Origin of the sequence: Streptomyces sp. NWU339, from assembly GCF_003143855.1 — a bacterium.
GTDB lineage: Bacteria > Actinomycetota > Actinomycetes > Streptomycetales > Streptomycetaceae > Streptomyces.
This window is the reverse complement of the sequence record NZ_QFRK01000001.1, coordinates 161,227-187,645: the sequence shown is the minus strand read 5'-3', so window position 1 is coordinate 187,645 and position 26,419 is coordinate 161,227. Positions and strand designations below refer to the sequence as shown.

Sequence of the window (26,419 nt, the reverse complement as noted above, 5' to 3'; positions counted from 1 at the left end):
CCGGCGCGCCCCGGCCCGGTCGGTCGGTCGGCCGATCAGCGACTGCCGGCAACGCCCCTGTCGTGAGGCGCGGGGAGACCGTCGGGATCCTGTTCCTGCATGCCGGGCAGCACGAGGTCCTCGTAGCGGCCCAGCATCAGCAGTACGCCGAGCATGAGTATCGGAATGAGCACGGCAAGCACCGCCATGGCCGGTCCTTTCGCAGGAGGCGCGGGAGGTGGGGGAACCGGGTCTCCCGTCGTTCACGGGCCAAACCCGGCGGTGCCCGGCACCCGACGGTGACGATCCGCCCGCCGAACCCCGTGTCGGTGTCCGCCGGCCGGGTACGCGGTGCACACCCCGAGCCATCTGGAGAGAGACATGCAGCGAGGCAGTGACCGGCTGAGCGTTCACCGCGACGACGAGATGAAGCACGAACTGCAGGGTCTGCTCAGGTCAGGGCACCCCACCCGGACCGAGGAGTGGAACGACCCGGAGCCGTTCGCCGAGGACGACCCCGCGGTCGCGCACGGCCCGGTGACGCCGAACCGCGGGCCGACGTCACTGGAGTCGGTGAGGCTGGAACTGGCCAGGCTCCTGAGCCGGGGAGCGTTCCCCGCGGGCCCGCGCGAACTGATGCGCACCCTGGACCGGCGGTACGCGCCCGACACCCTCGTCGAGGCACTGGGCCGGCTGCCGCGACAGGCGCGCTACAACAACGTCCAGGAGCTGGCCGAGGCGCTGACGCGCTCCCGGGAAGCGGTCAACCCGTAGCCGGTCGGTCCGGACGAACCCGACCACGAACCCGAACGTCTTGCACGAATTACACGAATTACACGAAAGGACACAGCCCCCCATGCGTATCGCATTCCTCGTCGCACCCGAGGGCGTCGAGCAGGTCGAGCTGACCGAGCCGTGGAAGGCGGCCGTCGGCGCCGGTCACGAACCCGTGCTCGTGTCGACCCGCCCGGGCGAGGTCCAGGCGTTCAACCATCTCGACAAGGCGGACACCTTCCCGGTGCAGGAGGTCGTCGGCGACACGTCCGCCGACTCCTTCGGCGGGCTGGTGCTGCCGGGCGGGGTGGCCAACCCGGACCTGCTGCGCACGGACGAGAAGGCCGTCGCGTTCGTCCGCGACTTCTTCGAACAGGGGCGGCCCGTCGCCGCGATCTGTCACGCGCCCTGGACCCTCATCGAGGCGGACGTGGTCCGCGGAAGGGAGCTGACCAGCTGGCCGAGCCTGCGGACCGACCTCCGCAACGCCGGCGCCACCTGGGTCGACGAGCAGGTGAAGGTCTGCGACCACGAGTCCGCCAAGCTGGTCACCAGCCGCAAGCCGGACGACCTCAAGGCGTTCTGTGAGACGTATCTGGAGGTGTTCGCCGCGGAAGCGGCTTGAACGACCCGCACGACCCGAACGAGCCGGGACCCGCGCCCCGTGGGTCCCGGCTCTTCATCGGTCCGTCAGGTGCCCGGGTTCGCGGGTGTCGCCCTGTCCGCGCTGCTCCGCCCCCGGGCCCCTTCGCGGGTGCGGCCCGCCGCCACCGGGCGGCGCGGATTGCGGCGGAGGTACTCGCCCTCCAGCTGCGCCATACGGTCGTTGTGGACCCGCAGTGCGTCGTTGGAGCCGTACAGCAGCGTGTCGTGACGCGTGCGGTGGATGTTCTCCAGCTCCTTCATGAGCTGCTGATCGTCCAGGCGGTTCGGCTCGACTCCGGTCATCGTGATGCCCCGCTCGTCGTAGGCGTACCTGCGGTCCGGATACCCGCCCGGGGAGGCCACGGGTCCCGCGTCCCTGCACCCACTCTACGAACATCCCGGTCCACGAACATCCCGGCCCAAGGCCTCCGGGTACGGCGGCGGGCCGCTACCGGGCCCGTTCCACGCGGCGCTCGTCCCACACGGGTTCCGGGGTCTCCCGGACTCTGCCGTCGCTGCCGAAGACCAGGTAGCGGTCGAAGGAGCGGGCGAACCAGCGGTCGTGCGTGACGGCCAGCACCGTGCCCTCGAACGCCTCCAGGCCCTCCTGCAGCGCCTCCGCCGACTCCAGGTCCAGGTTGTCGGTCGGCTCGTCGAGCAGCAGCGCCGTGACGCCCTGGAGTTCCAGCAGCAGGATCTGGAACCGGGCCTGCTGGCCGCCGGAGAGCCGCTCGAAGGTCTGCTCGGCCTGTCCGGTCAGTTCGTAGCGGCGCAGCCGGGACATGGCGGCGCCCCGGTCCTGGGCGTGCTCCTTCCACAGGATGTCCAGGAGCGTGCGGCCCTCCAGCTCGGGGTGCGCGTGGGTCTGCGCGAAGTGTCCGGGGACGACGCGGGCGCCGAGCCGCCAGTCGCCCGTGTGCGTCACGTCGTCCCCGGCGAGCAGACGCAGGAAGTGCGACTTCCCGGAGCCGTTGGAGCCGAGGACGGCGACCCGCTCGCCGTAGAAGACCTCCAGGTCGAACGGTTTCATCAGGCCGGTGAGTTCGAGCCGCTCGCAGGTGACCGCGCGCACTCCGGTCCGGCCGCCCTTCAGGCGCATCCTGATGTTCTGCTCGCGCGGCGGCTCCGGCGGCGGTCCGGCCTCCTCGAACTTGCGCAGCCGGGTCTGGGCCGCCTGGTACCGGGACGCCATGTCGGGACTGACGGAGGCGGCCTGCCGGAGGTTCAGCACCAGCTTCTTCAGCTGGGCGTGCTTCTCGTCCCAGCGTCTGCGCAGTTCCTCGAAGCGGGCGAAGCGTTCACGTCGGGCGTCGTGGTACGTGGCGAAGCCCCCTCCGTGCACCCAGGCGTCGGCGCCGGTGGGGCTCGGTTCGAGGGAGACGATGCGCTGGGCGACGCGGGCGAGGAGTTCGCGGTCGTGGGAGACGAACAGCACGGTCTTGCGGGTCTGTGCGAGCCGTTCCTCCAGCCAGCGCTTGCCGGGCACGTCGAGGTAGTTGTCGGGCTCGTCGAGGAGCAGGACCTCCTCGGTGCCGCGCAGCAGCGCTTCGAGGACCAGGCGTTTCTGCTCGCCGCCGGAAAGGGTGCGTACCTGGCGCCACTGCGCCTTGTCGTACGGGACGCCGAGCGCGGCCGTCGTACACACGTCCCACAGTGTCTCGGCCTCGTAGCCGCGTGCCTCGCCCCAGTCCGCGAGGGCCTGTGCGTAGCCCAGCTGGGCAGCCTCGTCGTCGACGGTGAGAAGGGCGTGCTCGGCCTTGTCGACGGCGCGGGCCGCTTCGCGGATCCGGGGCGTGGCGACGGAGACGAGGAGGTCGCGCACGGTCGTCTCGTCCCGTACGGAGCCCACGAACTGACGCATGACGCCGAGGCCGCCGCTGACCGTGACGGAGCCGCCGTGCGGCTTGAGCTCGCCGGCGAGGAGACGCAGGAGGGTCGTCTTGCCCGCGCCGTTGGGTCCCACGAGAGCCATGACGGCCCCTTCGCCCACCCGGAAGGACACATCGCCCAGGAGCGCCCTCCCGTCGGGAAGGAAGTACTCCAGATGCGCGGCTTCGAGGTGACCCATGGGAGGCGATTGTCCGGGGCGTCGGCGCAGGTGGCAAACGGTTTTGCCGGTCGGGTGGGCGGGGTGCCCGCCCGACACCGAATCGTCCGGCATATGAAACACGGGTCTCACGATGCGGCCGAAGTGCGTACCGTGACGGTCATCCCAAGACAGGTACACCACGACGAGACCACGACGAGAAGGGACGGGCTCACCATGCCGCCATCGCGGGAGACCGCCGTCTACACCCACGGGCACCACGAGTCGGTACTGCGGTCGCACACCTGGCGGACCGCGGCCAACTCGGCGGCGTACCTCCTCGGGGTGCTGACGCCCGGTATGCGGATCCTGGACATCGGATGCGGGCCCGGCACCATCACCGCCGACCTGGCCGGACTCGTCCCCGACGGACACGTCACCGGCCTCGACCGGGCGCCGGGCATCCTGGAGCAGGCCGGTGCCACGGCGGCCGAGCGCGGTCTGACGAACACGGCCTTCACGGTGGGCGACGTGCACGCGCTGGACTTTCCGGACGACACGTTCGGCGTGGTGCACGCCCACCAGGTGCTCCAGCACGTGGGGGACCCGGTGCGGGCACTGCGCGAGATGAAGCGGGTGACCAGGCCCGGCGGGTTCGTCGCCGTCCGGGACGCGGACTACGCGGCGATGACCTGGTACCCCCTCTCCCCGGGCATGGACGACTGGCTGGACCTGTACCGGCGGGTGGCTCGGGCCAACGGCGGCGAACCGGATGCCGGCCGGCGGCTGAAGTCCTGGGCGCTGGCGGCCGGGTTCACGGACATCACCGCGACCTCGGCCACCTGGACCTACTCGACCGCCGAGGAGCGGGCCTGGTGGAGCGCCCTGTGGGCGGACCGCACGGTGGCGTCGGGCTACGCCGAGCGGGCCACCGGGCAGGGCCACGCCACCGGCGGACAACTGCGGGCCGTGGCGGCGGCATGGCGGGAGTGGGGCACGCGGGAGGACGGATGGTTCAGTGTGCTGCACGGAGAAATTCTCTGCCGCAAGGAAGCCTGAAACGAGAATTCCGGGCAACCAGAACGGCAGGAGGTTGACACTATGGTTCCCATTCTGCTCGTTCTGCTTCTGGCCTTGATTCTTTTCGGCGCCGGTTTCGCGGTGAAGGTGCTCTGGTGGATCGCGTTGGCGGTTCTCGTCGTGTGGCTGCTGGGATTCTTCATGCGCAGCACATCGGCGAGCGGCGGCAGGGGCCGCTGGTACAAGTGGTGAGACGGCGGACGGCCCGGTGACGGAAACCTCCGTCACCGGGCGGCCGGGGACTCAGTCCCGCGGCAGCAGCGGTCCGAGCGGCCCGAGGTCCAGATTCAGGTCCTCGGGCCGCAGTCCGTATCGGTCACGCAGTTCCGTCATCCGCTCCTCGAGCAGCATCAGGGTGAGTCCGATGCGCTCCTCCTGCTCCTCCGTCAGGTCCCCCTCGTCGAACCGGCGCACCGCCTGGCGCTCCATGAGCTGGCGCAGCAGTTCCACGACGGTGAGCACCAGTTTGACCAGATCGCGTTCGACCGTGTCCGGCTCCAGGTCGAGCCGGTTGCGCCGGCCGCGCCCCTCGCGCCGACTTTCGTGCGGCTCGCCGTGACGGTCGTCGGGGGTGGCCGTCAACGCGACTCCTCGAAGGGCGACGGGACGTTCGCGTTCACCGAGCTGATGAGCGCGTTGAGGTCGATACGGACCAGGTCGACGTCCGCGATGCGCAGCGTGATGTCGCCGGTGATGACGACTCCGCCGGCCAGGAGCCGGTCGAGCAGATCCACCAGGGCTATCTCCCGGCGCTCGACTACGGTCATGCCTCCTCCCCCGCGGCTGATTCCTCTCCGGCTGATTCCTCTCCGGCAGGTTCTTCCCCGGCGAATGAATAGGCCGCCCAGGGGCCGGTGAGTTCGACGCGTATCCCGGGCGTCCCGTTCTTCGTCCGTTCCACCCGTTCCACGAACTTCTCGGATTCCGCCCGCGGTACGAGATAAGCCGCATTCAGTACGTTGCGGCCCGACGCGCCGGAGAGCGTGGGATTCTGCGGGGCGTGCAGCCGGGAATCCTCGGCGCAGCCGGAAAGCGTCTCGTGCAGCCGGGTCGAAAAGGCCTCGGCCTGTTGCCACAGGTCGTCGTGCGATTTCGTCGCCATGCGCCGTTGACGCAGGTAGTCCCGGCCCGACGTGGGTTTTTGCGCCGGCGGGGCGGCGGTGTCCGCCGGCCGTTCCGCCTCGATGAAGACCTTCACGCCCCACTCCACCCGGCCGTCCAACCGTCCCAGTGTCCGCAGGAAGCCCTCCTCGCGCGCCTCCATCATCGTCCGTACGCCGCTGTCGTCACGGAACACGGTGCCGAGCCGCAGCGGCAGCGGCGTGGTGACGGTGGTGAGCGCGTCGATGACGCCCTGGTGGGCGCGGGCGACCGTGGTCAGCCAGTCGAGGTCCTCCAGATGCTCGTGGAAGGGCTCCTCGGCGAAGTCCGCCTCCGGCACATGGCTGACGACGGCCACCAGGTCGTGATGGGTCAGCAGCCGGGGCGGATCACCCGCCACTCCGGTCAGCTGTGCCTGGAGCGGTGTGCCGAAGGGACGGCATATGGCGTAGACGTACCGCAGTCCGGTCACGGGGCCTCCTCCTGTGGCCGGTCGGTCTCCCGGTGACGGCCGGTCTCCTGCGGCCGGTCGGTCTCCCGCTGACGGCCGGCCTCCAGCGGACGGTCGGTCTCCCGCTGACGGCCGGCCTCCAGCGGACGGTCTGTCTCCCGCTGACGACCTGTGTCCAGCGAACGACCGGTCTCCAGCGGACGGTCGCCCTCCAGTGCGGCCAGCCGCTCACGCAGCTCGGCGTTCTCCCTGGCCAGTTCGGAGCGACGGGCGCGGGAGGACAGCGCCGGGTCGGTCTCCCACCAGTCGATCCCCATCTCCTTCGCCTTGTCGACGGAGGCGACGATGAGCCGCAGCTTGATGGTGAGCAGTTCGATGTCGAGCAGGTTGATGCGGATGTCGCCCGCGATGACGATGCCCTTGTCGAGCACCCGCTCGAGGATGTCGGCGAGATTGGCGCCGCCACCCTGCCCGTAGGGCTCGGGGAGCCGACGGGGTGTCGTCATCGACGGCTCCCGCCCTCGGCGTACTCGGGCTCGTCCTCAGGCTCGTACTCGTCCTCGCCTTCTTCCTCTTCCTCGTAGGCGTCCTCGCCCTCGTCCTCGTAGCCGTCCTCGGCCGGTTCCCCGTCCCCGGCTTCCTCCGCTTCCTCCGTTTCGTCGTACTCGTCACCCTCGCCGTCGTACTCGTCCTCCGGCTCCTCGTCCCCGGGCGGCGCCTGTTCCTCCTCCTCGGCGACGGCGTCCTCATGGCTGCGGACGACCTCACCGTCCTGGATCTCGCCGCGCCAGCCTTCCTCTGCCTCGCCCTTGAACGTGATGAAGCGGGCGAAGTTCTTCAGGTCGAGCCGGGCCCGGCGGCCCTGGGCGCGCCAGATGTTGCCGGTCTTCTCGAAGAAGCCCGTGGGGTAGTACTCGATGATCAGCAGGACCCGGGTGAGGTTGTCGCCGAGGCTGTGGAAGGAGACGACGCCCTTCGTCGTGCCCTTGGCCCCCTCGGAGGACCAGGCGATGCGGTCGTCGGCGATCTGCTCGGTGGTCTGCGCCTTCCAGCTGCGGTTGGACCACAGAACCTTGACGTGCCAGTCCGAGGTGGTGTCGTCGGACTTGTTGGCGCTCTTGACGCCCTTGGCGAAGGTGCTGAAGTCCTGGTACTGGGTCCACTGGTCGTAGGCCGTGCGCAGCGGGACGCCGACATCGATGTGCTCGATGATGACGGTGGGCTTCTTGCCCGCGGAGCGCTTGCGCTTGGCCTTGCCCTCGCCACCGCCGCCGCCCAGGCCCTTCAGCGCACCCATCACGTTGTCCTTGACGCGCGAGGCACCCAGTTCGACGGCACTGCGCAGCGGGCCCTTGCCCTCGGCGAGTTTGCGTCCGCCGTCGAGTGCGAGCTTGGCGAAACCCGGACTGTTGCCCTCGGCGATGTCGGTGAGTTTGCCGGTCGTCTCGCCCAGCTTGCGGCCGACACCGGTCAGCAGGCGGGTGGCCTGGGCCGCGAGGTAGTCCTGCAGTTCCGCCTTGAGGCGGTCGGCGGCCTCGCTGTGGGCCATGTCGGCAAGCGGGTTCTTCGCCGCCTCGCCCACTTTGTCGCGCGCGGCGGAGGTGGCCGATCCGAGTGTCTCGGTCATCGCTCACCGCCTCCCTTCGACGTGCGCGAACGGGCCCCTCGGGACGTGGCCGTCCGCGCGGCCGCGGTCTTCTCGGCAGCGGCCTTCTTTGCGGGTGGTGCCTTCTTGGCGGTCTTCTTGGCGGCCTCCTTCGACGGAGCCCTCTTCGACGAGGTCTTCTTCGCCGACCGCTCGGGTTCCGGCTCCTCGTCCGTGGCGTCCGTGGCGTCCGTGGCATCCATGTCGTCCCCGGCCTCGCGGTCCGGGCGGCCCGAACCGGCCAGTTGCTCGCGCATCTCGGCGGTACGGCCGTGCAGCCTGTCGGCGAGGGAGTCGAGCTGCCGCTCGACGAGCGCCCCGGAGGCCGCCTTGCCGGCGCCGCGCAGATCACCGCGCAGCTGATCCCCGAGCTCCTTGAACTGCGGGTTTTTCTGCAGCTGCGAGGAGACCAGGTCCGTGATCATCCGCGGCCCGAGGTTCAGCTTCTTGCCGGCCACCAGCCCGCCGACGGCGACCGCCGTCTTCAGCTTCTTCGTCCGTCCGAGAAGGTATCCGGCCCCTATCGCGAGGCCGAGCGCTGTCCGATTCATCGTGGTGCCGTCCCGTCCCCTGTGGCGCTGGTGCGCATCGCGGTCTCCAATCGGTCGAGGAGTTCGTCCTCCTGCCGGTCGAACTCCTCCTCGGTGATCTCTCCGGCCTCCAACTGCTCTTCGAGCCGCGCCAGTTCGGCACGGATCGCGGCGGGGTCGTAGTAGATGCGCTCCGCCTCGCGCAGCACTTGCTGGATGACCCATCCGCTGCCGCGCGCCGGGGCCAGCGGCAGCAGCAGCACTTCCGAGATCAGCCCCATGTCGTCACCCCATTCCGGCGTCCGCCCCACCCGCCGTGGCGCCCGCCGGTTCGGCCGGGCCGGGCTCCACGAAGCTGTACGGGGGCAGCGGGCCGTTGAGCCGCACCTCCAGGTGCGGCATGTCCTCGCGGACGCGGTCCACGGCGGCCATGAAGTCCCCGGCCGCGTCGCGCGGCACCAGGAAGGAGACGTTGGCGAGCCAGCCCGTGGACTCGGGACCCACGCTCACGGCGTCGGCCGCCGCTTCCAGGGCACGCTGCACGGCGACGCCGTCCTCGGCCTCCTGGGCCCTGACCGCCTCGGCGACCATCTCGCCGAGGCGGATCTTGTCGTCGTAACTTCCGCCGCCGGCCTGCCGGTTGGCTTCCGCGAGAGCGCGGATCTCCGGGTTGCCGGCCATCACGTGGTGGAGTACGGCTTCCTCGCCATGATTGGCCTTGACGTTGTACTCGACCCGGCCGTCCAGCGCCCGCAGGCGCTCCTTGTAGTGCTCGGCGCGCTCGGCGAGCACGGCGGTGACGGAGTCGTCGTCGGGGGCGACGCTGCCGAACCGCATCGGCAGCACACAGCCGACCGCGCCGACCTCGGCGAGCACGTTCTGGTGGGCGAGCAGTTCCCTGCGTTTGGGACGCAGGTCCTCGGGGGCGTCACTGACGACGGCCGCCAGCTCGCCCTCCTTCAGGATGCGCACCGGACTCGCCGGGTCGCCCACGCCGCTCGTGTGCTCGGGGAGGGCGGGGTACGAACTCGCCGTGATGCCGTAGACGTAGGTACTCACTCCTGCTCCTCCCTCCGGCGTGCCGAGGTGCTCTTGCGGGCCCGCGGACGGGACTGGGTCTCACCCTCGGAGCTCTCGTCGCGGGCCTGCTGGAAGGCGTTGGAGATGGTCTCGGCGGCTCCGGACAGCGCTCCCTTGGACTTGCCGCGGGCGCCGGACTCGGTGACCTGGCCGACCACGTCGGGCAGGCCCGGGCTCTTGCGGGGCCCGGCCTCCAGGTCTAGCCGGTTGCACGCCTCGGCGAAGCGCAGGTAGGTGTCGACGCTGGCGACGACGACGCGGACATCGATCTTGAGGATCTCGATGCCGACCAGGGACACGCGCACGAACGCGTCGATGACGAGCCCCCTGTCCAGGACGAGCTCGAGCACGTCGTAGAGACCGCTGCTGCCGCCTCCACCACCGGACTGTTGTGCCGGTACGACTGTCATGCCGATTCTTCCTCCTTGTCTGTGGGTCGGGGAGGTCCGGCCGGGCGGCCTACCGGCCGCCGGACCTGCGCCCGTCGGCCCGCCCTCGCTCGTAGCGGCGGACCCGCCGGTAACCGGTGAGCTCTCCGTCGGGCCCCAGCTCCACCTGGTAACTCGCCATCAGGCTCATCGTGTCGGGCACACGCTCGAGTTCGAGAACCTCTACTTCCAGTGCCCAGCCCTCCTCCGTCTGCTCGAAGGACGAGACGGACTCGGCTTCCATACCGGTGAGCTCGGCGAGCTGCCCACGCGCCTGGCGCAGCACCTCCATGGGGCTCGGCCGTTTGGCCGCTCTGGTGTTTTCCGTGGGCTTGCGGGATTCGTGAGCGTCCTGTGCTTCCTGTGAACGCTTGGAGTCTCCGGTGTTTCTTGCGTTCGTCATGGGCACCTCCTCCTCCGTGTGGCCGCAAGTCCCTCAGCCAAACCTCCAGGGGCTCACCCGATTGCCGCGGTCACGCTCCGTGCCTGGTCGTCCGGCCGGACCGGTCAGCCCCGCAGCGCGTCCAGCCGTCGGCGGGCCGGTCCCAGGGCGCGGCCCCGGCGCGGCAGTCCGGCCCAGGGGTCGGTCCGCAGCTGTTCGACGGCGTCGGCGACGGTCCAACGGCGGGCGTGCAGCTCCGGGTCGTCCAGCTGGTCCCAGGAGACGGGGGCCGCCACGGGGGCGCCGGGCAGGGCCCGGACGGTGCCGGGCGCGACCGCGGTCTGCGCGTAGGCGTTGCGCTGCACGTCCAGGTAGAGCCGGTCGCCGCGCTCCTTCTTGCGTGCGGCGGTGGTGAGCCGGTCGGGGTGGGCGTCGGCGAGGGTGTCGGCGACCTCGCGGGCGAAGGCGCGCACGTCGTCGAATGCGTCGTCACCGTTCAGCGGCACGATCACATGCAGTCCCCGGGAGCCGGTGGTCATCAGCGCCGTGGGCAGCCTCAGCTCGCCCAGCAGTTCCCCCAGCAGCCGCGCCGCCTCCCGCACCGTCTCGAAGTCGTCCTCGGCGGGGTCGAGGTCGAAGACCATCCGGTCCGGACGGTCGATCCGGTCGATCGGGGCGGCGCGGGAGAGCCAGCGGTGGAAGGTGATGCTCGCCTGGTCGACGAGGTACAGCAGGGTCGCCGTGTCGTCGCACACGGTGTGGCACACCGTGCCGCCCTCCTTGGCGACCTCGACTCGGGTGATCCATTCCGGGTAGCTCTCGGGGGTGTTCTTCTGCATGAACGTGGGCCCGTCGAGGCCGTCCGGGCGCCGGTCCAGCATCAGCGGGCGGCCCCGCAGGTGCGGCAGCATGAACGGGGCGACGGCCCGGTGGTAGTCGACGAGGTCGCCCTTGGTGTACTCCTCGGCGCCCTCGCCGCCGGGGAAGAGCACCTTCCCCGGCCGGCGGATCCGCACGGTGCGGCGGCCGGCCCGTACCGGTCGCACCCCGCCGTCGTCGCTCACGGCGTGATCGTCTCCTTCACCCCCGTCGTTCACGGCACGATCGCCTCCTCCACCAGCAGCCGCCCGGCCGCCGCGATCGACTCGGCGTCGATGCCGGCAGCGTGCAACTGCTCCTCCGGGGAGGCCGACCCCGGCATGTCGCGGACGGCGAGCCGCACCAGGCGCGGGACGGGCCGCCCGTCGGCGAAGGCGTCGAGGACCGCGTCCCCCAGCCCGCCCTCCGGGCGGTGGTCCTCCACCGTCACCAGACAGCCGGTCTCCTCCGCCGCCCGGCGCAGCGTGTCCCGGTCGACGGGCTTGACCGAGTACAGGTCGATCACCCGTACCGCGATGCCCTCGCCCGCCAGGGCGTCCGCGGCGGCCAGGGCCTCGGGCACCGTGACGCCCGCCGCGAGCAGGGTCAGCCGGTCCCCGGCCGAGGAGCGCAGCACCTTGCTGCCACCGACGGGGAACTCCTCGTCGGGGCCGTAGAGGACGGGGCCCTCGCCGCGCGAGGTGCGCAGGTAGCGGATGCCGTCGAGGTCCGCCATGGCGGTGACCAGGCGTGCGGTCTGGTTGGCGTCGCAGGGGTACAGCACGGTCGAACCGTGCACCGCCCGCATCATCGCCAGGTCCTCCAGACCCATCTGGCTGGGCCCGTCCTGGCCGATGGCGACGCCGGCGTGCGAGCCGACCAGGTTGATGCCGGAACCGCTGATCGACGCCATGCGGATGAAGTCGTGGGCGCGGGTGAGGAAGGCGGCGAACGTGGTCGCGTACGGCACCCAGCCGCGTGTCGCCACGCCGACCGCCGCGGCGACCATCTGCTGCTCGGCGATGTAGCACTCGACGTAGCGTTCGGGGTGCTCCTTGGCGAAGAACTCCGCACGGGTGGAGTCGCCGACCTCACCGTCCAGGGCCACGACGTCGCTGCGCACGGTACCGAGGGCGGCCAGCGCCTCACCGAAGGCGTTGCGCGTCGCCACCTCCTCGCCCTCGTCCCACCGGGGCGGTTCGGCCTGCCCGGTGTGCACGGCGTGCAGCGCGCGGGCGTCGGCCGGCTCCCGCACCCTCAGGCGCAGGTCGCGCGGGCCGCCGAGTTCTGCGATCGCCTCGTCGGCCTCGGGCAGCGGTTTGCCGTGCAGGCCCTCGCGGTCCTGGACGGCCGCGACGCCCTTGCCCTTGAGGGTGCGGGCGAGGATCACGGTCGGCTGCCCCTTGGTGGAGGCCGCCTCGCCGTAGGCGCGGTCGACGGCGTCGACGTCGTGGCCGTCCACCTCCACCGTGTGCCAGCCGAAGGCCGCGAAACGGCGGGCGTAGGCGTCGAGGTCGTGACCGTGCCGGGTGGGGCCGCGCTGGCCGAGCCGGTTGACGTCCACGACGGCGGTGAGGTTGTCGAGGTTCTCGTACCCGGCGTGCTCGGCTGCCTCCCACACGGAGCCCTCCGCCAGTTCGCTGTCCCCGCACAGCACCCACACCCGGTAGCCGGACCGGTCGAGCCGCTTCCCGGCCAGCGCGATGCCGACGCCGACCGGCAGTCCCTGGCCGAGCGACCCGGTGGCCGTCTCGACCCAGGGCAGCCGCCTGGGCGTGGGATGTCCTTCGAGGCGGCTGCCGAGCTTGCGGAAGGTGAGCAGTTCCTCGTCGTCGATGGCCCCGGCCGCCTTGAAGGCGGCGTACAGCAGGGGCGAGGCATGTCCCTTGGAGAGGACGAAACGGTCGTTGCCCGGGTGGTCGGGGTGGTCGAAGTCGTAGCGGAAGTGGCGCGCCAGCAGGACGGCCATCAGGTCGGCCGCGGACATCGAGGACGTGGGGTGCCCGGAGCCCGCGGCGGCGGCCGCGCGGACACTGTCCACTCGCAACTGCTGTCCGAGCTCGGCGAGTTCACCGGTTTTCATGAGTCTCCTTCGGCCTGATCGCGGGGATCGGCGGGGCAGTCGGTGCGCTTGACGGGGCCGGGGGAGGCGTGGGAGCCGGTGGGCGGCCGGGGGCCGGGCCGGCTCTTCGCGGGCTCGCCTCCGGGCCGGCTCTTCGCCGCCTCCCCGCCCGGTCGGTTCCCGGCCGGCTCGGCGGTCTCGTCGCCGGACCGCTTCCGCTCCGGGCCGGACGGCACCCGGGCGAGTTCCGGGGACGCCGTGTCCAACGGCACCGACCAGGACCGTACGAGCCCCAACTGCACCGCCTGACGCGGCAGTACGGCGTCCAGCAGCCAGTCGGCGGCGACGCGCACCCGGTTACCGGGCATCGCCGCGAGGTGGTAGCCGCGGGCGACCGCTCCGGCCACCGGGCCGGACAGATTGACGCCGAACGGGTTGGCCGCCCCCTTGACGCCACCCAGGTCCACCACGAACCCCAGCTCGCGGTGACGGTAGGCGCGCGGCTGGCCGTCACCGAGGGAGGCGGCGATGTTGTGCGCGCAGAGCTTGCCCTGCCGCCAGGCGTGCTGCGCGGTCATCGGGGTGTACTGGCCGGGCTTCTCCAGATCGGGCACCGCCGCCGCGTCACCGCAGGCGAACACCTCGGGCCGCCCCGGCACCCGCAGGTGCGGGTCCACCAGCAGCCGCCCGCGTTCCATGGACAGGCCCAGCGACTCGGCGAGCGGATCGGGCCGCACGCCCACGCACCACACCAGCGTCCTCGTGTCGACGAACTCGCCGTCGGTCAGCAGCACTCCGTCGTGCGTGGCCTCCTTCACGGAGGTCCCCATCCGTACCTCCACACCCCGTTCGCGCAGCACCCGGTCGGCGGTGGAGGAGAGCCGTTCGTCGAGTTCGGGCAGGACGCGGTCGGCGATGTCCAGCAGCAGCCAGCGCGGTCGCATGCCCGTCCGCAGGGGATGCCTGTGCACCTGCGCGTCGCTGAACAGCTTTCCGTGCGTGGCGACTTCGGTTCCGGTGTAACCGGCTCCGACCACGACGAAGGTGCACCGGGCGGCGCAGCTCGCGGGGTCGTCGGTGGCGGCCGCGAGTTCCATCTGCCGGGTCACGTGGTCGCGCAGATACAGCGCCTCGGGCAGACCGCGGAAGCCGTGGGCGTGCTCGGCGACGCCGGGGATCGGCAGCAGCTTGTTGACGCTGCCGGCGGCCAGCACCAGCCGGTCGTAGGAGAGGGTGCCGCGGTCCCCCTCGGGGTCGGTGTAGCGCACGGTCCGCTCGTCGAGGTCGATGCCGTCGGCCTCGCCCAGCACCAGTCGCACGTACGGCAGCGTGCCGGAGAGGGAGACGGTGACGCGGCGCGGTTCCAGGATGCCGGCGGCGACCTGGGGCAGCAGGGGCAGGTACAGAAAGTAGTCGGTCGGATTCAGCAGGGTGATCTCGGCCCTTCCCCGGGCGAGCCGGGACAGGGTGCGGGCCGTGCGGTATCCGGCGAAGCCGGCACCGATGATCACGATGCGGGGTCGACTCACGGTTCGCCTCCAGCGCTGTCGTCGCATGGCTCGGGAGACTTCCGCGTTTCCCTCGCCGCGGCCGCCAAACGTGCACCGGCCCGCGCCCCCGCGCCTCCGGCGCTTTCCGGCCCCCGGAAGTCCGGCGTGATCCGAAGGACAGGCCCTAGGCTCGCCGCATGGAGATACTGGGTGCCACGCTGCGCGTCTGCGTCGACGACATCGAGACCGCGATCCCCTTCTACGAGCGGCTGGCGGGAGGCAAGGCGCTCCGCTTCGAGCGGGCCGGTGTCCACGTGGCCGCGGTCGGCTGTTTCCTGCTGATGAGCGGTCCCGCGGCCGAACTGGACGTGCTGCGCAAGGTGGCGGCGACCATCGCGGTGCAGGACGTCGAGGAGGCCGGTCGGGTACTCGCGGAGATGGGCGCGGACATCGTCGCGGGCCCGCTCCCCACCCCGGTGGGCCGCAACCTCATCGCACGGCACCCGGACGGGGCGGTCTACGAGTACGCGGACCGCCGCGCCACCGTCTGAGTCACGCGGTCACGGTGCGGGCCGCATCCGGAAGTCGTACCGCTGGGGCAGCGGCTCCGTGGTGAGCCGCTGCCACATCCGTCCGATCACCTCGTCCCCCTCCCGCAGGTCGGCGACCTCGAAGCCCGCGTCGAACACGGCGCGGGCCTCGTCGCGCAGGCCCTCGGCGAGCAGCAGCGCCGCCTCCACCAGGCGCAGCCGTCCGCCCGCCCGGACCGCGGGGTCCAGCCTCCGCCACACGGACCGCGCGTCCGCGGTACGCCCCACTGCGAGCAGCGCCTCGGTCGCCTCCCGCCCGAGTGCGGCGACGACCGGAGCCCACGGCTCGGCGTCACCGCCGCCGGCGAGGCGTGGTGCCTCCCCGGCCGCGCTCCACAGATCGTCGAAGGCCTGCCTGTAGCGGTCGGCGGCGCGCTCGGGGTTGCGGTCCTCCTGGTCGGCCACGGCGAGGCAGCGCAGGGTCGCCCAGCGGCGCGTCGGCCGGGCGTCCCGCAGGCCCCGTTCCCAACTGCGCACCGCCTGTGCCCGGTCACCGGCGTGCCACTGGGCGATGCCGAGGTGGTATTCGGTGAGGGGGGTCGCGGGGGCCGTCTCGAGCATGTCCCGCCAGTGGGTGGCGACCAGCGTCCCGCCGGGCGGCCGGCTGCCGGGCGGCTCGGGGAGGGAGCCGGCTCGCAGCAGGTGCAGCCAGGGTTCCTGGTCCGCGGTCAGCGTGCTCGCGTCGAACGGTGTACCGGGCAGCTTCCAGCCGGCACGCAGTACTTCCAGCGCGCCCCAGCCGGAGCCGATGGCCAGCTTCTCGCCGGGTTCGGCGTCGGCGTGCGGCAGCCAGGCCGCGTGGGCCGCGTCGACCTCGGCGCGCGGCAGGGCCGCCTCCAGCCGGGTCTCCGTCTCACTCAGTACATCGGGCCACCGTCCTGACCACGACGGTGCGTCGAGCGGTCCGTACGCCTCCAGCCAGGTCACCTCGCTGCCGGCCTCCAGCCGGACGTGTTCGAGCTGGGTGCGGGCGAGCCCGGCCTGGATCTCGCAGTAACCGCCGGTGCCCGGCTCGGTGAGCCACTCCTGCCAGCGCCGCCCGCCGGGCCCCCGGCCCCACACGAACAGCTTCCGGCCGCGCAGCGCGTCGGTGGACGTCTGCACCAGCCCGTGGCCGTCGGCGTCCAGGGCGGCGATCCAGCGCCTGCGGTCGTCCGGCACCTCGTAGAAGTAGTCGGCGGCGTAGGTGCTGTTCGGCGGGTACGTGCGGTCGACGCCGTCGTACTCGGGCACCGGCACCCGGCGCAGTCGCCGCTCGTAGCCGAACTGCCAGGCCTCCTCGGCGGGGGCGAGGACCCTGCACTCCTCGGGGACGGCGATGTTGGACCACCAGTAGGTCGGCACCGGCCGCTCGTGCGGGTTGCGGACGCGGACGCCGACGTACAAAAAGTCGGAGCCGTCGGGCAGCCACAGGTCTACCTGGAAGGGCAGGTCGCGCAGCCGTTCCCACTCCCACAGGCGCAGCATCTCCCCGCCGTCGGGAGCGGGCACGCGGGCGGCGTGCACGGGTGCGCAGGAGAGGGTGGTGTGGCCGGTGGCGCCGATGTTCCATTCGATGCCGCCGGAGAACCAGGCACCGTTGAGGGCGAAGTTGGCGGGCTGGAACACCGGGTTGCGGTACAGGAGTTCACGGCCGGTCGGTTTGTGGAGCAGGGAGGAGACCCGGCCGCCGAGGCCGGGCAGCACGGTGGCCCGCAGCCGGTCGTTCTCGATCACCAGGGTGTCCAGCGGGCGGGGCCGGCGGTGCCGGTCGTAGCCGTCACGGACCCGTACGGGCAGCAGGCTGTGCAGGGGGGCGTAGCCGACCTGCCGGGCCATGTCGCGCGGCAGGTCCTCCTTGTCGCGGTCCTCGATGCGGTGTGCCTCGTCGAGGGGCCGCAGGGCGGGCAGGGGGTTGTCCGGGCCCAGGTGTGCGGCGGGCAGGGTCGTCGTGTCACGTCGGATCGTCGTCACGGTTACCCATGGAAGCCGTCGGCCGCCCGTCTGAACAGGGGCGGGACGCGCCGACCGGGACGGCGGCGGGCAGGGGGTCAGCGGGGGTTGCGCATCTCCTGGGTGAGCGCCCAGCGTTCGTGGTCGCGCCAGGCCCCGTCGATGAAGAGCATGTCCGGTGAGAAGCCCTCCAGGCGGAATCCGCAACTGCGGGCCAGGGCGATGGAGGCGGCGTTGGCGGGCTGCACGTTGATCTCCAGCCGGTGCAGCCGCATCGGCCCGAACGCGTGCCGTACGACGAGCTCCAGTCCTTCGCGCATCAGGCCGCGACCCGCCGCGTGCGCGAACGCGCCGTAGCCGAGGGCACCGCTCTGGAACGCGCCGTGGACGATGTTGTTGATGTTGATGAACCCGGCGATGGAGCCGTCGGCCTTCTCACAGACCAGGAAGCCGGCCTTGGCGGGGTCCCGGATCAGTTGCTCCGCGTACGCGGAGTACGCCGCGGCGTGGTCCGGCGGGAACAGCCAGGGGCGGTGCAGGTCCTTGCTCTCCCGGGCGCGGGCGGTGAACTCCGCGCTGTCCGCGTGGGTGAAGTGCCGTATCCCCACGCGGGGGCCCTCGGCGAGGTGGCGGGAGGCGGTGTGCGGCACGGTGCGACCCTACCCCGGGCACCCCGGGGCCGCCGGACGTGCCCGCGCGCCGGGCGTGCCCGTGCCGGTGCCGGACGGGATCAGCTCAGTGCCGGTTCGTCGAGTGTCAGGGTGCCCGCCTCCGCGTCGAGTTCGGCCGGGACTCCGAAGGGGAGGGTGAGCGCCCCGTCGCAGTGACCGAAGCCGAACCGCTCGGCCACGGGCACGCCCAGGCCGCCGAGCCGGTCGGCGAGCAGGGCCCGCACCGTCTCGTACGGCTCGCACTGCGCCCAGGAGCCGAGCAGCAGCCCCGACACCCCGTCGAACCATCCGGCCCGCAGGAGTTGGGTGAGGTACCGGTCGAGCCGGTACGGCTCCTCCCCCACGTCCTCCAGGCACAGCAGCCCGCCGCGCGCGGAGCCTCTGGCGTGCGGGGTGCCGAGGTCGGCGGCGAGCAGGGCGAGGCAGCCGCCGAGGGTGACGCCCCGCGCCCGCCCGGGGACCAGCGCGGTGCCGTCGGGGGAGGTGATGGTGCGGACGGTCTCCGGGGCGAGGAGGGTCGCCTTCAAGTGCTCCTGCGCGCGTGCGTTCTTGACGAAGTCGATGCCCGCCGCCATCGGCCCGTGCAGGGTGACCAGGCCGAGCCGGGTGGCGAACGCCTCGTGCAGGGCGGTGATGTCGCTGAACCCGACGAACACCTTCGGCCCGGCGGCCCGCATCGCCGTCCAGTCGAGCAGGTCGACCATGCGCTGTGCGCCGTAGCCGCCCCGGGCGCACATCACCACGTCCACGGCGGGGTCGCACCAGGCGGACTGCAGGTCGGCGGCCCGGTCGGCGTCCGTGCCGGCGAGGTAGTCGAAGTCTTGGTGCCGGTCCAGGACGTGGGGGGCGACCACCGGGTCGAGGTCCCAGCCGCGCAGCACGTCCAGCCCGCTCTGGAGCCGCTCCTCCGGCACGGGCCCGCTGGGCGCGACGACGGCCACCCGGGCACCGGGACCGGGCCGGGGCGGCCGCAGCAATGGCTCGACCCTGCTCATTCGGTGAGCTCCAGTACCGGCACTCCCCGCACCGTCAGGCCGAACACCTGGGCGTACAGCGACAGTTCCGCCTCCAGGGCCCGCACCATGGTGTCCGTGCGCCGGAAGCCGTGCCCCTCGCCCTCGAAGGTGAGATACGCGTGCGGCACCTTCCTTCCCTTCAGCCGGGCCAGGAACCGCTCGCACTGCACGGGAGGGCAGATGACGTCGTCCAGGCCCTGGAGCAGCAGGAAGGGGGCGGTGAGCCGGTCGGCGTGCGCGGCGGGCGAGCGTTCGGCGTACCGCTCGGGGACCTCGGCGCGCGGGCCGATGAGGCTCTCGAGGTACTCGGACTCGAGGTCGTGGGTCTCCCCCGGGCCCCAGCCGGTCAGGTCGAGCACCGGGTAGAGGATGGTGCCGCAGGCGTAGACGTCGGTCGTGGTGAGGGAGGCGGCCGTGGTCCAGCCGCCGGCGCTGCCGCCGCGGATGGCGAGCCGGTCGCGGTCGGCGGTGCCCTCGTCGGCGAGGGCGAGCGCGACGGCCGCGCAGTCCTCGACGTCGACCACGCCCCACTGCTCGCGCAGCCGGTCGCGGTAGGCGCGTCCGTATCCGGTGGAGCCGCTGTAGTTGACCTCCACGACGCCGATGCCGCGTGAGGTGAAGTAGGCGATCCCCAGGTCGAGCACGAGGGGGGCCCGGCCGGTGGGCCCGCCGTGTGCCCAGACCACGTACGGCGGCAGTTGGCCGTCGGGCGCGACGCAGTCGGGGTGGTGCGGCGGGTACACATGGGCGTGGATCTCCCGGCCGCCCGGACCGGTGAAGGTGCGGACCTGCGGGTCGGGGTAGTGGGCGGGGTCCACGGCGTCCTTGTGCGGGGCTCCGATCACCCGGGTCCTGCCGGTGCGGGTGTCCAGTTCCACCACCTCGGGGGCGCTGCGGGGTCCGGCTCCGACGGCGACGACCCGCTCGCCGTGCGCCGTGAGCGTGGGCGCGAACTCGGTCCAGGGCCCGGCGGCGTCGACGACCTCGCCCGTCTCGGGGTCGAGTATGCCGAGCGCGGTGGCGCCCCGGCCGTGCACGACGGCGATCAGGCCGCTGTCCAGCGGGGCGAACCAGCGCGATCCCGGCTGCCACAGCGGTCCGCCGAACTCCTCCTCGCGCGGGCAGACCGGTTCGCCGTCGAGGTAGAGGTTCCACCAGCCGGTGCGGTCACTCGTGTGAAGCAGCCGGCCGTCGTGCGTCCAGTCGGCCTGGGCGATGGACTCGCCGGGGCCGCCGGCCACGGTGCGGGCGTCGTGCAGGGTGCCGTCGGGTGCGACCTCGGCGAGACGCAGTTCGGTGCCGTCCCACGGCATGCGCGGATGGTCCCAGGCCAGCCAGGCGACGCGCCGCCCGTCGGGTGACAGGCGCGGACCGGTGACGAACCGGTTCCGGTCGTCGGTGAGTTCACGGACAGCGCCGCGGTCCTCGGCGGCCGAGCCGTCCAGCGGTACGGCGGCCAGGACGCGGCGCACCTCGCTCGGCCCGTCGCCGGTGAACTCCTCCAGGACGCACCACACCTCGCCGCGGTCCGGCAGCAGCGTCGGCTCGGCCCAGCGCAGCCCCTGCCCCACCGGGGAGAGAGGGGTCAGCGGACGCGGCTCGCCGCCGGGTTCATAGCGGTGGAGGCGCTGGTCGGCGAAGTTCACGAACACCACGAGCGGGTCGTCGTCCCGGACGAACCCGGCCCAGGGCCGTCCGCCGTACTCGACGACCCGGCTGCGCACGTTCCACGGCGCCGACAGCACGGACACCTCCGTGCCGTCGGAGTGCCGGCGCACCAGGGTGCGCCGGCCGCCCTCGGCGGGCCGGGGCTCGGTCCACCACACCTCGTCCCCGACGAACCCCACGAACTCGGGCTTTCCGTCGTGTGCCGCGGCCGTGGCCGCGTCGATGGGCGAGGGCCACTCGCCGTAGGGCAGGATCTGCACCGTTTCCCCCATTCGCTCAGGCCGTCCGCAGGAACCGGTCGAGGACGCGGACACCGAAGTGGAGCGCCTCGACCGGGACGCGCTCGTCGACTCCGTGGAAGAGGGCCTGGTAGTCGAAGCCCTCCGGCAGTTTCAGCGGGGCGAACCCGTAGCCGGTGATACCGAGGCGGGAGAACTGCTTGGCGTCCGTGCCGCCGGACATGCAGTACGGCACGGTGTGCCCCTCGGGCGCGAACTCCTGAACGGCGGCCCGCATCCGCGCGAACGTCCTCGAATCCACCGGCGCCTCGAGGGCCGGCTCCCGGTGCTCGAACTCCCAGTCCACGTCCGGCCCGGTGAGCCGGTCCATGGTGGCGCGGAACTCGTCCTCCCCGCCGGGCAGATACCGCCCGTCGATGTGGGCCACGGCCTGCCCGGGAATCACATTGACCTTGTAACCGGCGTCCAGCATCGTCGGGTTGCTGCTGTTGCGGAGGGTGTGCTCGACGAGTTTCGCGGCCGGGCCCAGCTTGGCGAGCAGCGTGTCCACGTCGGACAGGTCGGGGTCGACACCGTACAGGGCGGCGAGTTCGGTGAGCGCCGCACGGACGGTCGGGGTGAGCCGCAGCGGCCACTCGTGCTCGCCTATGCGGGCGACGGCGGCGGCGAGACGGGTCACCGCGTTGTCCTGGTTGACCTTGGAGCCGTGCCCGGCCCGCCCGCGCGCGGTCAGCTTCAGCCAGGCCGTGCCGCGCTCCCCCGCCGCGATCGGGTAGAGCTGCCGGCCGGAGCCGTCGTGGACGGTGAAGGCACCCGATTCGCTGATCCCCTCGGTGCAGCCCTCGAAGAGCGCCGCGTGCCGGTCTGCGAGGAACCCGGAGCCGTCCTCGGCGCTGGCCTCCTCGTCCGCGGTGAACGCGATCACGATGTCGCGCCGGGGCCGCACGCCCTGCCGCGCCCAGGCCCGCACCACGGCGAGGATCATCGCGTCCATGTTCTTCATGTCGACGGCGCCGCGACCCCAGACCACCCCGTCGCGCACCTCGCCGGAGAACGGGTGCACGCTCCAGTCGGCGGCCTCGGCAGGTACGACGTCGAGGTGGCCGTGGACGAGGAGCGCGTCGGCCGTCGGATCGGTGCCCGCGAGGCGCGCGACGACGTTGGTCCGGCCGGGGGTGCGCTCCAGCAGCACCGGCTCCAGGCCCGCCCCGGCGAGCCGCTCCGCCGCGTACTCGGCGGCGGGCCGCTCCCGGCAGTCGCCCCCGCCCCTGTTGGTGGTGTCGATCCGGATGAGTTCGGAGGTGAACGTCACGACCTCGTCCAGGGCACGTTCGTCAGCCATACTGCTCCTCCACCGCGGCCGAGGCGATCGTGGTGACCGCCTTGAAGGTGCGGATCCCGTCGTGCATGGTCCCGCTCGTGTACGCCACCTTCCGCTCGCCGACGCGGGCCACGCCCGGCACCACGGTGACGGCCATGGCCAGGTGCTCCGCGTCGAACTCCACCTCGACGGTGAACGGGCCGGCCGCCACCGGCTCCTGACGGACCGCCAGCACGGCGGCCTCCTTCGCCGCGGCCCGGATGTCGGCGGCCGTCCTGGTGGGCGTGCGGCACACGGCCGCGTACCGCGACACATGGTCCTTGACCGCGACCTTCAGCGCCCCCGGCGCGTAGCCGAGGGCGTCCTCGCAGGCCACGTCGTCGCCGGTGACCAGGACGACCGGTACCCCGTACTCGGCGACGACGGCCGCGTTGAGCAGGCCCTCGCTGGCCCGTTCGCCGTTCAGCCACACTCCGGTGATGGAGTTGGCGAGGTAGGTGTGCGCGAGGACGCCCTCCATGCCGGCTCCCGCGTGATAGCCGATGAACGCGATGCCGTCCACGTCGCCGTGCTGCACGCCCTCCACCATGGACAGCGACTTGTGCCGCCCGGTGAGCATCTCGGCCCGCTCGTCGAGTCGTTCCAGGAGCAGATTGCGCATGCTCCAGTGCGCCTCGTTGATCAGCACCTCGTCGGCGCCGCCGTCGAAGAAGCCCCGCACGGCGGCGTCGACGTCGGAGGTGAACATCGACCGGCAGCGCTCCCACTGCGGTGTGCCCGGCAGCACGTCGGCGGGCCAGGTGACGCCGGTGGCGCCCTCCATGTCCGCACTGATGAGGATCTTCATGCGCTCACGCTACGTTGTGGTGCCGAAGCGCGGCCAGGCCTGTGGAAAACTCTCACCGGCCCAGACCAATGACGGGACGGGAACTCGGCCCGCACCCCCGCCGACCTCTATGTCATGCGGCGCGCCCCGCCACGTACCAGGCGGACGGCAGTTCCACGCGGGTGCCCTCGGGCGTGTACTCGGTCGTGGTGAGGGGCAGGGTGCCGGTCGCCAGGAGGGTCAGCCCGGCCGCCGTCAGGAACTCCGGTACCGCCTCGTCCGCCACCTTGCCGGGCGCTATGCCGTGCCGGAGGATCGACGCCAGCTTGGGCGGCGGCCCGGCCGGCGAGGCCGCCAGGTCGCGCAGCACGAGCCCGGCGGCCTCGGAGGGTTCGACGAGGAAGGCACGGCCGCGCTCGCCGACCAGGGTGGCGATGCCGTCCACCACGGGCTGCCGGTCGTCGGCCTCGCACTGGTGCAACACGCCCCGCACGTAGACGTTGACGTCGCCGAATTCCGTGTGCAGCCCCTGCGGCTCGTCCTTCTCGGCGGCGTCCAGCTGTCGGTACCCGGCCCGGCCGGCCGGATCGGCCGCACGGGCGTGCTCCAGGGCGGCGGCGGACAGGTCGACACCGAGTACGTACGGGAAACGGTCGGCGAGGAAGCGGGTCTGGGTGCCGTTGCCGCAGCCCAGGTCCACCAGGGGCAGACCGGGGTCGGACAGATGCGGTTCGAACAGGGTCAGATGGCGGGCGACGGTCAGGGCGGGTTCCGCGTCCCAGAACACGGCACCCTGCTCGTCCGGCGCCTCACGCCAGAAACCCTCCCACGCCTCCCGGTACCGACCGGTCACGCTCATGCCCAACTCCCAGGAGTGTGAAGCGAACCCGCCTGTGCGACGGGCCAGTACGGTGTATCGCGCGCCGGGGCGCGCGGACAAGCACACGGCGCATTCCTTCACGCCTCGTTCGCGCCGGCTCGGCGGCGCGGCAGGGTCAGCGGCGCGGCAGGGTCAGTTCGAACCACACGGTCTTGCCGGAGGTGGTCCGGCTGGTGCCCCACTCCCGCGCGAGCGTGCTGACCACCCGCAGTCCGCGTCCGGCTTCGTCCGTCGGCTCGGCGTCGAGCAGCGTCGGCAGTTCGTGGTCGTCGTCCTCGACCTCGCACAGCAGGGTGTCACCACGGACCAGGCGCAGAGCGACGGGCCGGGCGTGGGCGTGCCGTACGGCGTTGGTGACGAGTTCGCTGACCAGCAACTCGGCATGGTCGGCCGGCTTGCCCACACCCCACTCGTGCAGCTGCTCGCGGACCATGGCGCGGGCCCGGGCGACCTCCGACGGGTCGGGGACGAGCCGCCACTCGGCGACGTGGTCGGGCTCGATGCCGCTCAGGCGTGCCATCAGCAGGGCCACGTCGTCCTTGCGGCCTCCGCGCCCCGCTTCCGAGAACGTCACGGCGAGGGCGCGGATGATGGTGTCGCAGGCGTCGTCCATGGACGCGGCCGGGTGGGCGGCGGATTCGCACAGCGCGGCGAGGCCGACACCGATGTCCTCGCCGCGCACCTCGACCAGCCCGTCCGTGCACATCACCAGCCGGTCGCCGGGCTCCACCCGTACGCGTACCGCCTCGAAGGGCACTCCGCCGACGCCGATCGGGGCGCCGGTGGGCAGGTCGAGCAGTTCGCTGCGGCCGTCCGCCGCGCGGACCAGGACCGGCGGGATGTGTCCGGCGTTGGCGAGGTGGAGCTCGCTCGCGATGGGGTCGTAGACGGCATACAGGCAGGTCGCCAGGTAGGTGTCGCCGAGCCGCTGCGCGAGGTCGTCGAGATTGCGCAGCAGCTGCGCGGGCGGCAGGTCCAGCGCCGCCATGGTCTGCACGGCCGTACGCAACTGGCCCATCATGGCGGCCGAGTTCAGGCCGTGGCCCATGACGTCGCCGACGACGAACGCGGTGCGGGCGCCGGGCAGTTTCACCGAGTCGAACCAGTCGCCGCCGACCCGGCCGAGCAGGGTGCCCGGCAGATAGCGGGTGGCGATGTCGCAGCCCGCCATGCGCGGCGGGATGTGCGGGAGCATGCTCTCCTGGAGCGTCTCGGCGACGTTCTCCTGGTACGTGTACATGCGCGCGTTGTCGAGCACCAGGCCCGCGCGGGCGGCGAGTTCGGCGCCGGTGACCCGGTCCATGTCGTTGAAGTCCTGCCGCTCCGGGTGGCGCAGCAGGATCATGAAGCCGAGCACGGCATTGCGCGCCTTCAACGGCACGACCAGCATGGAGCGGCCGGTGATCAGCGGGCGGATGTCGCGCTTCTCGAACTGCGAGGCGATGGCGTGGCCCATCTCCTCGGTGATGCGCGGCACGAGAACGGGCTCGCCCGTGGTCATGCACTGGAAGAACGGCGTGTGGGCCGGAAAGGGCATGGCCTCGCCGACGGGCACGACGTCGTCCCAGCGGCCGGGTTCGTCGGTGTGCTCGAGGGCGACCCGGTGCCACATGGTGGTGGTGTCGGGCACGCCCTCGTCGAACCCCTCGCCGGCGACGACCTGTTCGCGCAGATAGGTGCCCGCGACATCGGTGAAGCGGGGCACCACGGCCTTGCTGACCTCGACGATGGTCCGCGACAGGTCGAGGGAGGTGCCGATCCGGGAGCTGACCTCGTTGAGGAACTCCAGGTGCTCGCGGACGGCGGCGTACTCGAGGTCCTCGCCCTCCTCGCGCAGTTCCTCGGGCACCGGTCGGCCGGCCGCGCGGGCCCGTGCCGCCCGCTCCCTGCGCGCCTTGCGCCCGGCACGCCGGGGCACCCCCCAGTCGGGGGTGACGGGCACCCGGTCGTTCTGGCTGAACTCAAGGACGGGATAGCCCAGTTCGAGGATCTGGGCGACGATGCGGGCGCTCTCTTCGACGCTCATGCTGGGCAGGATCTCGGGGAGCCGGCGGGCCAGGTCCGCGGAGCCGGGGAAGTCGGTGTGCAGGGCGAATCCGGGGGCGATCCGCTCGAACACCTCCGTCTCCTCGCCGTGCAGCGCCTCCGCGTCGGCGGCGAGCACCAGCAGCCGCTCGCGCCCGGGGCCGACCAGCGGATAGGCCCACCACAGCACGTCGACCCGGCCGGACCGGGACACGGCGGCGGTGGCGGCAGCGAGGCGGGCACGGCCCGCGGCCGGATAGGAAAGGCCCTGGTCGAGGGAGAACTCGAGACCAGGGCCGAGACCGTCATGGGCCGCGTATGAACGGTGTGAACCGTACGAGCCGTGTGCATCGTGCCGGGCGGCCGACCCGCCCTCCTCCTCGCCGCCGTCGGGGAGGGCCCCGGAGACGGGCAGCAGATCGGCGGCGGAGCGGCCGAGGACATCATCCTTGGCGAGCCCGAACAGACGTCGCGCTCCCGTGCTCCAGTGCGAGACGAGCCCGTCGCGGTCCACCACGACGACGGCCAGCGGGATGCGGCCGACGCCGAGGCCCTCGGCCGACTCGCCGTCCTCGGCTCCCTGGTCGGCCGGTGCGTCCCGCTTGGTGCCACGGTCCATGGCCCAGGCCCTCTCTCCCCACGGCTCCCAAGATCTGTACCGCTGTCACCACCGTACGGCCATGGCCGGTGGCGATGTGCGGCAATACGGGAATTGCCCGC

Annotated in this window: 28 protein-coding genes and 1 pseudogene; 5 read left to right on the top strand and 24 right to left on the bottom strand. The window is 72.1% G+C overall.

Going from position 1 to position 26,419, the window contains the following annotated elements; all coding sequences use genetic code 11:
• Positions 1 to 35: 35 nt before the first annotated feature.
• On the bottom strand, positions 36 to 188 hold the full coding sequence (locus DIZ27_RS45510) for a hypothetical protein (protein ID WP_181383325.1): 153 nt from the start codon (positions 186 to 188) through the stop codon (positions 36 to 38).
• Positions 189 to 360: 172 nt separating this feature from the next.
• Here DIZ27_RS45510 and DIZ27_RS00910 point away from each other — a divergent pair, with 172 nt between their 5' ends.
• Complete coding sequence (locus DIZ27_RS00910; RefSeq protein ID WP_109376316.1) at positions 361 to 753, top strand: DUF2795 domain-containing protein; 393 nt, start codon at positions 361 to 363, stop codon at positions 751 to 753.
• A gap of 82 nt (positions 754 to 835) precedes the next feature.
• A complete protein-coding gene (locus DIZ27_RS00905) occupies positions 836 to 1,378 on the top strand; it encodes a type 1 glutamine amidotransferase domain-containing protein (RefSeq protein ID WP_109376315.1) in 543 nt (180 codons plus the stop codon).
• A gap of 65 nt (positions 1,379 to 1,443) precedes the next feature.
• On the opposite strand, the gene DIZ27_RS00900 is transcribed toward DIZ27_RS00905, so the two are convergent.
• Positions 1,444 to 1,701 carry a DUF6158 family protein gene (locus DIZ27_RS00900; protein WP_109376649.1) on the bottom strand — a complete coding sequence of 86 codons (258 nt, stop codon included), beginning with the start codon at positions 1,699 to 1,701 and terminating at the stop codon, positions 1,444 to 1,446.
• A 145-nt stretch (positions 1,702 to 1,846) separates the two neighbouring features.
• Entirely contained in the window at positions 1,847 to 3,466 is a 1,620-nt protein-coding gene (locus DIZ27_RS00895) for an ABC-F family ATP-binding cassette domain-containing protein (RefSeq protein ID WP_109376314.1), read from the bottom strand.
• 195 nt (positions 3,467 to 3,661) lie between these two features.
• On the opposite strand from DIZ27_RS00895, the gene DIZ27_RS00890 reads away from it, so the two are divergent.
• Together DIZ27_RS00890 and DIZ27_RS00885 are read left to right on the top strand one after the other, a co-directional pair.
• Positions 3,662 to 4,483 carry a methyltransferase domain-containing protein gene (locus DIZ27_RS00890; protein WP_109376313.1) on the top strand — a complete coding sequence of 274 codons (822 nt, stop codon included), beginning with the start codon at positions 3,662 to 3,664 and terminating at the stop codon, positions 4,481 to 4,483.
• 42 nt (positions 4,484 to 4,525) lie between these two features.
• Positions 4,526 to 4,696 carry a hydrophobic protein gene (locus tag DIZ27_RS00885; RefSeq protein ID WP_109376312.1) on the top strand — a complete coding sequence of 57 codons (171 nt, stop codon included), beginning with the start codon at positions 4,526 to 4,528 and terminating at the stop codon, positions 4,694 to 4,696.
• A gap of 51 nt (positions 4,697 to 4,747) precedes the next feature.
• Here DIZ27_RS00885 and DIZ27_RS00880 read toward each other — a convergent pair whose 3' ends face one another.
• The 13 genes and pseudogenes from DIZ27_RS00880 to DIZ27_RS00820 all read right to left on the bottom strand — a co-directional run bounded on the left by DIZ27_RS00880 (position 4,748) and on the right by DIZ27_RS00820 (position 14,570).
• Positions 4,748 to 5,086: a gas vesicle protein K gene (locus DIZ27_RS00880; RefSeq protein WP_258308172.1), complete on the bottom strand. Its 339-nt coding sequence runs from the start codon at positions 5,084 to 5,086 to the stop codon at positions 4,748 to 4,750.
• The gene (locus DIZ27_RS00875) at positions 5,083 to 5,271 is read right to left on the bottom strand and encodes a gas vesicle protein (RefSeq protein ID WP_055570463.1); all 189 of its coding nucleotides are present in this window, start codon (positions 5,269 to 5,271) and stop codon (positions 5,083 to 5,085) included. The genes DIZ27_RS00880 and DIZ27_RS00875 overlap by 4 nt, the downstream gene beginning before the upstream one ends.
• Positions 5,268 to 6,077, bottom strand: a complete 810-nt coding sequence (locus tag DIZ27_RS00870) for a GvpL/GvpF family gas vesicle protein (RefSeq protein ID WP_109376311.1) — start codon at positions 6,075 to 6,077, stop codon at positions 5,268 to 5,270. The genes DIZ27_RS00875 and DIZ27_RS00870 overlap by 4 nt, the downstream gene beginning before the upstream one ends.
• A 158-nt stretch (positions 6,078 to 6,235) precedes the next feature.
• Positions 6,236 to 6,562: pseudogene (locus DIZ27_RS46710) on the bottom strand (gas vesicle protein); the annotation flags it as partial.
• Positions 6,559 to 7,683, bottom strand: coding sequence for an SRPBCC family protein (locus DIZ27_RS00860; RefSeq protein WP_109376310.1), 1,125 nt, complete (start codon positions 7,681 to 7,683; stop codon positions 6,559 to 6,561). The gene DIZ27_RS00860 and the pseudogene DIZ27_RS46710, both read right to left, overlap by 4 nt.
• Positions 7,680 to 8,252 carry a DNA primase gene (locus DIZ27_RS00855; RefSeq protein ID WP_109376309.1) on the bottom strand — a complete coding sequence of 191 codons (573 nt, stop codon included), beginning with the start codon at positions 8,250 to 8,252 and terminating at the stop codon, positions 7,680 to 7,682. Before DIZ27_RS00855 ends, DIZ27_RS00860 begins: the two co-directional genes overlap by 4 nt.
• Positions 8,249 to 8,512, bottom strand: coding sequence for a gas vesicle protein GvpG (locus tag DIZ27_RS00850; RefSeq protein WP_109376308.1), 264 nt, complete (start codon positions 8,510 to 8,512; stop codon positions 8,249 to 8,251). The genes DIZ27_RS00855 and DIZ27_RS00850 overlap by 4 nt, the downstream gene beginning before the upstream one ends.
• Positions 8,513 to 8,516: 4 nt before the next feature.
• Positions 8,517 to 9,290, bottom strand: a complete 774-nt coding sequence (locus tag DIZ27_RS00845) for a GvpL/GvpF family gas vesicle protein (RefSeq protein ID WP_109376307.1) — start codon at positions 9,288 to 9,290, stop codon at positions 8,517 to 8,519.
• Positions 9,287 to 9,721, bottom strand: coding sequence for a gas vesicle structural protein GvpA (locus DIZ27_RS00840; protein WP_109376306.1), 435 nt, complete (start codon positions 9,719 to 9,721; stop codon positions 9,287 to 9,289). Before DIZ27_RS00840 ends, DIZ27_RS00845 begins: the two co-directional genes overlap by 4 nt.
• Before the next feature lie 49 nt (positions 9,722 to 9,770).
• A complete protein-coding gene (locus DIZ27_RS00835; protein ID WP_109376305.1) occupies positions 9,771 to 10,142 on the bottom strand; it encodes a gas vesicle protein in 372 nt (123 codons plus the stop codon).
• Between the two features lie 104 nt (positions 10,143 to 10,246).
• Positions 10,247 to 11,185, bottom strand: coding sequence for a non-homologous end-joining DNA ligase (gene ligD, locus DIZ27_RS00830; protein WP_109376647.1), 939 nt, complete (start codon positions 11,183 to 11,185; stop codon positions 10,247 to 10,249).
• 29 nt (positions 11,186 to 11,214) lie between these two features.
• Positions 11,215 to 13,062, bottom strand: a complete 1,848-nt coding sequence (locus tag DIZ27_RS00825; RefSeq protein WP_109376304.1) for a transketolase — start codon at positions 13,060 to 13,062, stop codon at positions 11,215 to 11,217.
• Positions 13,059 to 14,570, bottom strand: a complete 1,512-nt coding sequence (locus DIZ27_RS00820; RefSeq protein WP_109376303.1) for an NAD(P)/FAD-dependent oxidoreductase — start codon at positions 14,568 to 14,570, stop codon at positions 13,059 to 13,061. Before DIZ27_RS00820 ends, DIZ27_RS00825 begins: the two co-directional genes overlap by 4 nt.
• A gap of 158 nt (positions 14,571 to 14,728) precedes the next feature.
• On the opposite strand from DIZ27_RS00820, the gene DIZ27_RS00815 reads away from it, so the two are divergent.
• Complete coding sequence (locus DIZ27_RS00815; protein ID WP_109376302.1) at positions 14,729 to 15,082, top strand: VOC family protein; 354 nt, start codon at positions 14,729 to 14,731, stop codon at positions 15,080 to 15,082.
• A 9-nt stretch (positions 15,083 to 15,091) separates the two neighbouring features.
• Here the strand turns inward: DIZ27_RS00815 and DIZ27_RS00810 are convergent, their stop codons facing one another.
• From DIZ27_RS00810 to DIZ27_RS00775, 8 genes are all read right to left on the bottom strand, one after another.
• On the bottom strand, positions 15,092 to 17,074 hold the full coding sequence (locus tag DIZ27_RS00810) for a DUF5107 domain-containing protein (RefSeq protein WP_109376301.1): 1,983 nt from the start codon (positions 17,072 to 17,074) through the stop codon (positions 15,092 to 15,094).
• 77 nt (positions 17,075 to 17,151) lie between these two features.
• The gene (locus DIZ27_RS00805) at positions 17,152 to 17,703 is read right to left on the bottom strand and encodes a GNAT family N-acetyltransferase (protein WP_109376300.1); all 552 of its coding nucleotides are present in this window, start codon (positions 17,701 to 17,703) and stop codon (positions 17,152 to 17,154) included.
• Between the two features lie 80 nt (positions 17,704 to 17,783).
• Positions 17,784 to 18,719: an LD-carboxypeptidase gene (locus DIZ27_RS00800; protein WP_109376299.1), complete on the bottom strand. Its 936-nt coding sequence runs from the start codon at positions 18,717 to 18,719 to the stop codon at positions 17,784 to 17,786.
• Positions 18,716 to 20,680 (bottom strand): prolyl oligopeptidase family serine peptidase, encoded by a 1,965-nt coding sequence (locus tag DIZ27_RS00795; protein ID WP_109376298.1) that lies wholly within the window; start codon positions 20,678 to 20,680, stop codon positions 18,716 to 18,718. The genes DIZ27_RS00800 and DIZ27_RS00795 overlap by 4 nt, the downstream gene beginning before the upstream one ends.
• A gap of 4 nt (positions 20,681 to 20,684) precedes the next feature.
• On the bottom strand, positions 20,685 to 21,989 hold the full coding sequence (locus DIZ27_RS00790; RefSeq protein ID WP_109376297.1) for a M20/M25/M40 family metallo-hydrolase: 1,305 nt from the start codon (positions 21,987 to 21,989) through the stop codon (positions 20,685 to 20,687).
• Complete coding sequence (locus DIZ27_RS00785) at positions 21,982 to 22,815, bottom strand: M55 family metallopeptidase (RefSeq protein WP_109376296.1); 834 nt, start codon at positions 22,813 to 22,815, stop codon at positions 21,982 to 21,984. The genes DIZ27_RS00790 and DIZ27_RS00785 overlap by 8 nt, the downstream gene beginning before the upstream one ends.
• 112 nt (positions 22,816 to 22,927) lie before the next feature.
• Positions 22,928 to 23,653, bottom strand: coding sequence for a class I SAM-dependent methyltransferase (locus DIZ27_RS00780; protein WP_109376295.1), 726 nt, complete (start codon positions 23,651 to 23,653; stop codon positions 22,928 to 22,930).
• A 136-nt stretch (positions 23,654 to 23,789) separates the two neighbouring features.
• Entirely contained in the window at positions 23,790 to 26,318 is a 2,529-nt protein-coding gene (locus DIZ27_RS00775; RefSeq protein WP_109376294.1) for a SpoIIE family protein phosphatase, read from the bottom strand.
• Between the last annotated feature and the right edge of the window lie 101 nt (positions 26,319 to 26,419).

Coding starts and splice junctions, on each gene's coding strand:
- DIZ27_RS45510 (WP_181383325.1), bottom strand. CDS start 188: ATGGCGGTGCTTGCCGTGCTCATTCCGATACTCATGCTCGGCGTACTG.
- DIZ27_RS00910 (WP_109376316.1), top strand. CDS start 361: ATGCAGCGAGGCAGTGACCGGCTGAGCGTTCACCGCGACGACGAGATG.
- DIZ27_RS00905 (WP_109376315.1), top strand. CDS start 836: ATGCGTATCGCATTCCTCGTCGCACCCGAGGGCGTCGAGCAGGTCGAG.
- DIZ27_RS00900 (WP_109376649.1), bottom strand. CDS start 1,701: ATGACCGGAGTCGAGCCGAACCGCCTGGACGATCAGCAGCTCATGAAG.
- DIZ27_RS00895 (WP_109376314.1), bottom strand. CDS start 3,466: ATGGGTCACCTCGAAGCCGCGCATCTGGAGTACTTCCTTCCCGACGGG.
- DIZ27_RS00890 (WP_109376313.1), top strand. CDS start 3,662: ATGCCGCCATCGCGGGAGACCGCCGTCTACACCCACGGGCACCACGAG.
- DIZ27_RS00885 (WP_109376312.1), top strand. CDS start 4,526: ATGGTTCCCATTCTGCTCGTTCTGCTTCTGGCCTTGATTCTTTTCGGC.
- DIZ27_RS00875 (WP_055570463.1), bottom strand. CDS start 5,271: ATGACCGTAGTCGAGCGCCGGGAGATAGCCCTGGTGGATCTGCTCGAC.
- DIZ27_RS00860 (WP_109376310.1), bottom strand. CDS start 7,683: ATGACCGAGACACTCGGATCGGCCACCTCCGCCGCGCGCGACAAAGTG.
- DIZ27_RS00855 (WP_109376309.1), bottom strand. CDS start 8,252: ATGAATCGGACAGCGCTCGGCCTCGCGATAGGGGCCGGATACCTTCTC.
- DIZ27_RS00850 (WP_109376308.1), bottom strand. CDS start 8,512: ATGGGGCTGATCTCGGAAGTGCTGCTGCTGCCGCTGGCCCCGGCGCGC.
- DIZ27_RS00840 (WP_109376306.1), bottom strand. CDS start 9,721: ATGACAGTCGTACCGGCACAACAGTCCGGTGGTGGAGGCGGCAGCAGC.
- DIZ27_RS00835 (WP_109376305.1), bottom strand. CDS start 10,142: ATGACGAACGCAAGAAACACCGGAGACTCCAAGCGTTCACAGGAAGCA.
- DIZ27_RS00825 (WP_109376304.1), bottom strand. CDS start 13,062: ATGAAAACCGGTGAACTCGCCGAGCTCGGACAGCAGTTGCGAGTGGAC.
- DIZ27_RS00815 (WP_109376302.1), top strand. CDS start 14,729: ATGGAGATACTGGGTGCCACGCTGCGCGTCTGCGTCGACGACATCGAG.
- DIZ27_RS00800 (WP_109376299.1), bottom strand. CDS start 18,719: ATGAGCAGGGTCGAGCCATTGCTGCGGCCGCCCCGGCCCGGTCCCGGT.
- DIZ27_RS00795 (WP_109376298.1), bottom strand. CDS start 20,680: ATGGGGGAAACGGTGCAGATCCTGCCCTACGGCGAGTGGCCCTCGCCC.
- DIZ27_RS00790 (WP_109376297.1), bottom strand. CDS start 21,989: ATGGCTGACGAACGTGCCCTGGACGAGGTCGTGACGTTCACCTCCGAA.
- DIZ27_RS00785 (WP_109376296.1), bottom strand. CDS start 22,815: ATGAAGATCCTCATCAGTGCGGACATGGAGGGCGCCACCGGCGTCACC.
- DIZ27_RS00780 (WP_109376295.1), bottom strand. CDS start 23,653: ATGAGCGTGACCGGTCGGTACCGGGAGGCGTGGGAGGGTTTCTGGCGT.
- DIZ27_RS00775 (WP_109376294.1), bottom strand. CDS start 26,318: ATGGACCGTGGCACCAAGCGGGACGCACCGGCCGACCAGGGAGCCGAG.